Origin of the sequence: Stenotrophomonas sp. YIM B13575, from assembly GCF_042787595.1 — a bacterium.
Lineage (GTDB): Bacteria > Pseudomonadota > Gammaproteobacteria > Xanthomonadales > Xanthomonadaceae > Stenotrophomonas > Stenotrophomonas lactitubi_B.
The window spans coordinates 22,078-28,367 of record NZ_JBHZOP010000005.1; the positions used below are offsets into that span (position 1 = coordinate 22,078).

Genomic DNA, 6,290 nt, shown 5'->3' on the forward strand with positions numbered 1-6,290 from the left:
GTCCAGCGGTTTACTTGCTGCCGCCGGCCACGGTGCTTGCGGCGTCGATCTCGGCCTGCGCGCGCGCGGCGTACAGCGTCCCCGGCGGCGGTTGCCGGCTGAAGAACGTGTGCACGCCATCGAGTACCGCACCGGCGACCTTGCGCTGGTAGGCCGGGTCGATCAGGCGGCGCTCTTCATCCGGGTTGGAGATGAACGCGGTTTCCACCAGCATCGCCGGCATGTCCGAGGTGCGCAGCACGGCGAAGTTGGCGCGCTCGATGTTCGGCTTGTGGTTGTTGCCGATCCGCTTCAGGCCGCCCAGCACGTGGCCGGCAGCATCCTCGGAGGATTTCATGTACCCGCTCTGGGCCAGGTCCAGCAGGACGTTGGCCAACGTGCCTTCGGTCTGCTGCAGGCGCACGCCACCGACCAGATCGGCGGCGTTTTCCTTGTCCGCCAGCCAGCGCGCACGCTGCGAAGACGCGCCCTTGGTCGACAGCACGTATACCGACGAACCGGTGGCCGAGCGGTTCTCGGCGGCATCGGCGTGGATTGAAATGAAGATGTCGGCCTTGTTCGCACGCGCCTTCTGCGCACGCATCGGCAGCGGAATGAACACATCGCTGTCGCGGGTCAGGAACGCTTTCAGGCCGGGCGTGGCATTGACCTGACGGGCCAGTTCACGCGCCACCGCCAGGGTGACGTCCTTCTCGCGCTTGCCGGTCGGGCCGATGGCACCGGGGTCCTGGCCGCCATGGCCCGGGTCGATCGCCACCACCAGGTGACGCATGCCCGGCTGCATGCGGATACGCGAGGCATCGCTGGGCATGGTCGGACGTGGCGACTCGGTCGGCGCAACAGGGGCCGGCACCGGCTTCGGCTGGGTGGTCACCACCGCAGTGGTGGCCTGGCCGGCCAGGATCGCTGCCGGCGATGACGTCGGCGTGCTGCTGGCGGTGGTACCTGCTGCCGCCATCTGCACCGGGGTGGTGCTCGGCGCCGGCGTCGGCGCGGCGGGTGCCGCAGCGCTGGCACTGGCCTGCTGCTGGACCTGCGCGGTCAACAGCGCGGTGGCGCGCGCGGCATCGCCACGGGACTGTGCGGTCTGTGCTGGGGTCGGGCTCGGGGTCGAAGCCGGGCTCACCGAAGATGCTGCAGGCGGTTGCGTCGGCGCAGGGGTCACCGCGGGTCGGCTGGCGGCCACGGCCGGACCATCGCCCGGCCACTCGATCACCAGCTTGGATTCATTGCCTTCGCGCTGCATCTGCGGGCGGAAGGGCGCGACCGTCTCGGCCAGGTCGAATACGACACGGAAGGTGCCCGGTACCGGCTGCCCGGTGCGCACCGCCGTGACCACGCCCTGCGGCGAAGGCATCTTCAGGTTGCGCACCGCGCTGGAATCGGGGAAATCGACCACCAGCCGGTTCGGACCGGCCAACGACAGGGTCTTGTAGCCGCCACTGCCGACCAGCGCGATTTCCGCACGGGTTCCGGTAGAACCGGTATTCAGCAGGACCTGACGGACCTCACCGGCCCACGCACTGACGCTCGCCAGACCAAGTCCGACGGCGGCACAGATGGCAATGAGTCGATTCCCCGGGCGCATGACTCAGGATTCAATCACCGCACTGAACGGAATGCAACACCTTTTTCCTTAATAATCCGTAACCTGCCGGTGTTTGTTCTCGTCAGCCGACAGAAAGGGCCTGCAAGTCGCCACCTTCGGGAAGCCGCAACAGCCATTCACGTCCCGCGTCGCTGACGCCAGTGAGACGCACGCGACGCCCCTTCCCTTCAATTTCCAGTGCCACGACCAGATCGGTGGGCGGCAGTGCACCGGCACCACGCTCGGGCCACTCGACCAGCCACAGCACCGCGCTGCCCTCGTCCAGCCCAAGGAAATCCAGCTCGCCGGCCTGGCCGATGCGATACAGGTCCAGGTGCCAGGCTTCGCCGCCACTGGACAACGGATAGCGCTCGACCAGCGTGTAAGTGGGGCTGCGGATCGCGCCCTGCACGCCGAGCGCCCGCAGCAGCGCGCGTGCCGTGGTCGATTTGCCGGCGCCAAGATCGCCGCGCAGTTCGACCAGCGCCTGCGGCGGACGGGTGGCTGCCAGCCATTGCCCCAGCAGTTCGGTGGCGTCGCTGTCAGCAAGGAAGAATTCGGTCATCGGGAACAGTCCGGGTTGGCCAGCCGCCGCAGGGGCGCCAGCAGATCAGTGGGAAGCAGGCCGCGGGCACCGTCGGCTGCGGCGACATCACCGGCCAGGGCATGCAGCAGCGCACCGCCTGCCGCCGCATCGAACGCAGGCAGACCCTGCGCGCGCAGGCTGGCGATGATGCCGGTCAACAGGTCCCCCATGCCACCCACCGCCATTCCCGGGTTGCCGGCCGCAATCAATCGAGGGGTGTGGCCGGGCGCGGCGACGATGCTGCCAGCCCCTTTCAGCACCACCACCGCGTGATAGCGCTCGGCCAGCGCCTGCGCGCTGCCGTAGCGATCGGCCTGGATTGCCGCCGTGGTGGTTTCCAGCAAGCGCGCGGCTTCGCCGGGGTGCGGGGTCAGGATCGCATCGGTCAACGCGTGCGCATCCTGCGCCAGCAGGTTCAGCGCATCGGCGTCGATCACCAGCGGCAGGCCCGACTGCAGCACACGCACATACAGCGCGCGCGACCATTCGTCCTGGCCCAGGCCAGGGCCGATCGCCACCACCTTGGCTTTTGCCAGCAACGCGGGCAGCGCAGCGCCATCTTCCAGCGCATGCGTCATCGCTTCGGGCAACCTGGCCAGCAGTGGGCCGACATGGTCGCCACGCGTGCCGATGCTCAACAGGCCTGCGCCAGCACGCAGCGCGGCTTCGGCAGCCATCGCGATGGCACCGCCGCTGCCATGGTTGCCGCCCACGCACAGCACATGGCCGGAATCACCCTTGTGGCTGTTGGCACGGCGCGGCGGCAGCAGATCGGGCAGGCGCGGCTGCGTCCAGCACTCTGCAGCGGCAACGACACCCTGCCAGGCCTCGTCGGGCAGCGTCAGCGGGGCCAGCTGCCTGCGCCCGACGTATTCCAGCGCGTCGCCGGTGTACAGGCCACGATGGGCGACGATGAACTGCAAGGTCAGGGTCGCGCGCACGGCTACGCCCGGCACGCAGCCGCGGTCGGCATCGACGCCGCTCGGCACATCCAGCGCCAACACCGGCGCCCGCTGCGCGTTCAGCGCCTCGATCAAGGCCTGTGCTGCACCGCTCGGTGCGCGGGCGAAGCCGAGGCCGAACAGGGCGTCAACCCATACATCGGCCTGGACCAGTTCGCCGTTGAACTCGGCAACGGCTCCCCCTGCGGACCTGAATTCCGCTGCCGCACGCTGCGCCAGTGCCGTGGAAGGCGGACTGCCCGGCAGCGCGACCACCTCAACCTGCAGCCCCGCCTGCAGCGCATGGCGGGCCAGCACGTAACCATCGCCGCCATTGTTGCCGCTGCCAACGACCACGCCGAGCCGGCGCGCCTGTGGCCAGTGTTGCAGCAGGCATTGCCAGGCCGCCTGCCCCGCCTGCGCCATGAGGCCCCAGCCAGCCTCGCCCGCCAGCGCGGACGCCTGGGCATCGAGTGTGCGTGCGGCACGGGAATCGAACAGATCGGCAAGGTTGGCCATGCAGGGATTTTATACTGGTGCACATGTCCCCCGCCCCTGCCCCCCTCGATCCGGCCCTGGCCGTTCAACGCATCCGCGACCTCGCGCGTGCGCATGGCTTCCAGCGCTGCGGTATCGCCGGCATCGAACTGGGCGAGGATGAGGCGCACCTGGCCGACTGGCTGGGCCAGGGCCTGTACGGCACGATGGACTGGATGGCCCGCCACGGCACCCTGCGCGCGCGCCCGGCAGAGCTGCTGCCCGGCACCGTGCGGGTGATCTCGGTGGGCATGGACTACAGCCACAAGGATGACACCGAAGCCTGGGCCACGTTGGCCGATCCGGGCCGCGCCTATGTGGCGCGCTACGCACTCGGCCGCGACTATCACAAGCTGATGCGCAACCGCCTGCAGAAGCTGGCCACGCAGATCAACGATGAGGTGGCGCCGCTGGGCTACCGCGTGTTCGTCGACTCTGCGCCGGTGCTGGAGCGCGCACTGGCACGCAACGCGGGGCTGGGCTGGATCGGCAAGCACACCTGCCTGATCGACCGCCACGGCGGCTCATGGTTCTTCATCGGCGAGATCTACATCGACCTGCCGTTGCCGATTGATACCCCGGCCAGCGCCCACTGCGGCACCTGCACGCGTTGCATCGACGTCTGCCCGACCCAGGCCATCACCGGCCCGCAGCGGCTGGATGCACGCCGCTGCATTTCCTACCTGACCATCGAGCATGACGGCGCGATCCCCGTGGAGATGCGACCACTGATCGGCAACCGCATCTATGGCTGCGACGACTGCCAGCTGGTCTGCCCCTGGAACAAGTTCGCCAAACGTACCGACGAGGCAGACTTCCGCGCGCGCAACAACCTGGATACCGCGCGCCTGGACCAGTTGTTCGCGTGGGACGAAGCTGAATTCCTGCGCCGTACCGAAGGCAGCCCGATCCGCCGCAGCGGCCACGAGCGCTGGCTGCGCAACATCGCCGTGGCACTGGGCAATGCGCCGACCACGGTAGAGACGCTGTCGGCACTGCAGACACGCGCCGAGGATGCTTCCCCCGTGGTCCGCGAACACGTGCAATGGGCACTGGGCCAGCACGGCCTGCGCTGACGTGCGATCCTGAGGCCCCTGCTCCATCTGCCCCACGCCGTAACCATGCAGCCACGCAACAACGACGTCTTCACCCCCAGCCAGCTCAATACCCTCGCACGCGACCTGCTGGAAGGCAGCTTTCCTGCGATCTGGGTCGAAGCCGAACTGGGCAGCGTGGCGCGCCCGGCGTCCGGCCATCTGTACTTCACCCTGAAGGACGCGCGTGCGCAGTTGCGCGCTGCGATGTTCAGGATGAAGGCGCAGTACCTGAAGTTCGTGCCGCGCGAGGGCATGCGCGTACTGGTGCGTGGCAAGGTGACCCTGTACGACGCCCGTGGCGAGTACCAGATGGTGCTGGACCACATGGAGGAAGCCGGCGAAGGTGCGCTGCGCCGCGCGTTCGAGGAACTGAAGGCGCGGCTGGAGGTCGAGGGACTGTTCGACCCGGCCCGCAAGCGGCCAATGCCGGCCCATGTGCAGCGTCTGGCGGTGATCACCTCGCCCACCGGTGCCGCCGTGCGCGATGTGCTGAGCGTGCTCGGCCGCCGCTTCCCGTTGCTGGAAGTGGATCTGCTGCCGACCCTGGTGCAGGGCGCGACCGCTGCCGCGCAGATCACCTGCCTGCTGCAGGCCGCCGATGCCAGCGGCCGCTACGACGTGATCCTGCTGACCCGCGGTGGTGGCTCACTGGAAGACCTGTGGGCGTTCAACGATGAAGCCCTGGCCCGTGCAATCGCCGCCAGCGGCACGCCGGTGGTCTCGGCGGTAGGTCACGAAACCGACTTCAGTCTCAGCGATTTTGCCGCTGACCTGCGCGCGCCGACGCCTTCGGTGGCCGCAGAACTGCTGGTGCCCGATCAGCGCGACCTGGCCCTGCGCCTGCGCCGCAATGCGGCACGCATGGTGCAGCTGCAACGCCACGCCCTGCAGCAGGCCATGCAGCGCGCTGATCGCGCCCTGCTGCGTTTGAATGCACAGAGCCCGCAGGCGCGGTTGGATCTGCTGCGCCGGCGCCAGCTGGACCTTGGGCGTCGACTGCATGCGGCACACAACCAGCAGCAGGAGCGTCGCGCGGCCCGCCTGCGCCATGCTGCCGCAGTGTTGCGTGGTCACCATCCGCAACGGCAGATGGAGGCACTGCGACGTCGCCTTGCGGCGCTGGGCGGGCGCCCGCAGGCGGCGCTGCAGCGCCTGCTGCAACGTGATGCACTGCGCCTGCGTGGCCTTGCACGTTCGCTGGAAGCGGTCAGTCCGTTGGCCACCGTCGCGCGTGGCTACAGCATCGTGACCCGTGCAGACGATGGCGCGCTGGTGCGCCGGATCGAGCAGGTGCAACCGGGTGATGCACTGCAGGCCCGCGTCGGCGACGGCGTGATCGACGTCCAGGTGACGGCGGTCAAGTAAGGGGTGTTCGGCAGGGCTGCGCCCTGCACCTGCAGACGCCAGAGCAACGGCAGCAGCCGAAGCAACAGCTGGCATTCCGTGGGATGGCGGAGCGGTGTCGGATTGCGGGGACGCCGCAAGTACGTCCTTGTAGGCTTGGCAGCCGCATCCATGCGGCTGACACCCCGCAATCCGAC

The 6,290-nt window shown here is 68.8% G+C and carries 5 protein-coding genes; 2 read left to right on the top strand and 3 right to left on the bottom strand.

All coding sequences use genetic code 11. The features are described 5' to 3' along the window. Positions 1-10 precede the first annotated feature (10 nt). From ACFX4F_RS00905 to ACFX4F_RS00915, 3 genes are all read right to left on the bottom strand, one after another. Positions 11-1,588 (bottom strand): N-acetylmuramoyl-L-alanine amidase, encoded by a 1,578-nt coding sequence (locus tag ACFX4F_RS00905; protein ID WP_380651308.1) that lies wholly within the window; start codon positions 1,586-1,588, stop codon positions 11-13. A gap of 82 nt (positions 1,589-1,670) precedes the next feature. Next, positions 1,671-2,153, bottom strand: a complete 483-nt coding sequence (gene tsaE, locus ACFX4F_RS00910) for a tRNA (adenosine(37)-N6)-threonylcarbamoyltransferase complex ATPase subunit type 1 TsaE (protein ID WP_380651311.1) — start codon at positions 2,151-2,153, stop codon at positions 1,671-1,673. Further along, positions 2,150-3,634 (bottom strand): NAD(P)H-hydrate dehydratase, encoded by a 1,485-nt coding sequence (locus tag ACFX4F_RS00915; protein ID WP_380651314.1) that lies wholly within the window; start codon positions 3,632-3,634, stop codon positions 2,150-2,152. Before ACFX4F_RS00915 ends, tsaE begins: the two co-directional genes overlap by 4 nt. Before the next feature lie 23 nt (positions 3,635-3,657). Here ACFX4F_RS00915 and queG point away from each other — a divergent pair, with 23 nt between their 5' ends. Further along, positions 3,658-4,728, top strand: a complete 1,071-nt coding sequence (queG, locus tag ACFX4F_RS00920) for a tRNA epoxyqueuosine(34) reductase QueG (protein ID WP_380651317.1) — start codon at positions 3,658-3,660, stop codon at positions 4,726-4,728. Positions 4,729-4,773: 45 nt separating this feature from the next. Next, complete coding sequence (xseA, locus tag ACFX4F_RS00925; RefSeq protein WP_380651320.1) at positions 4,774-6,114, top strand: exodeoxyribonuclease VII large subunit; 1,341 nt, start codon at positions 4,774-4,776, stop codon at positions 6,112-6,114. Positions 6,115-6,290: the final 176 nt, after the last annotated feature.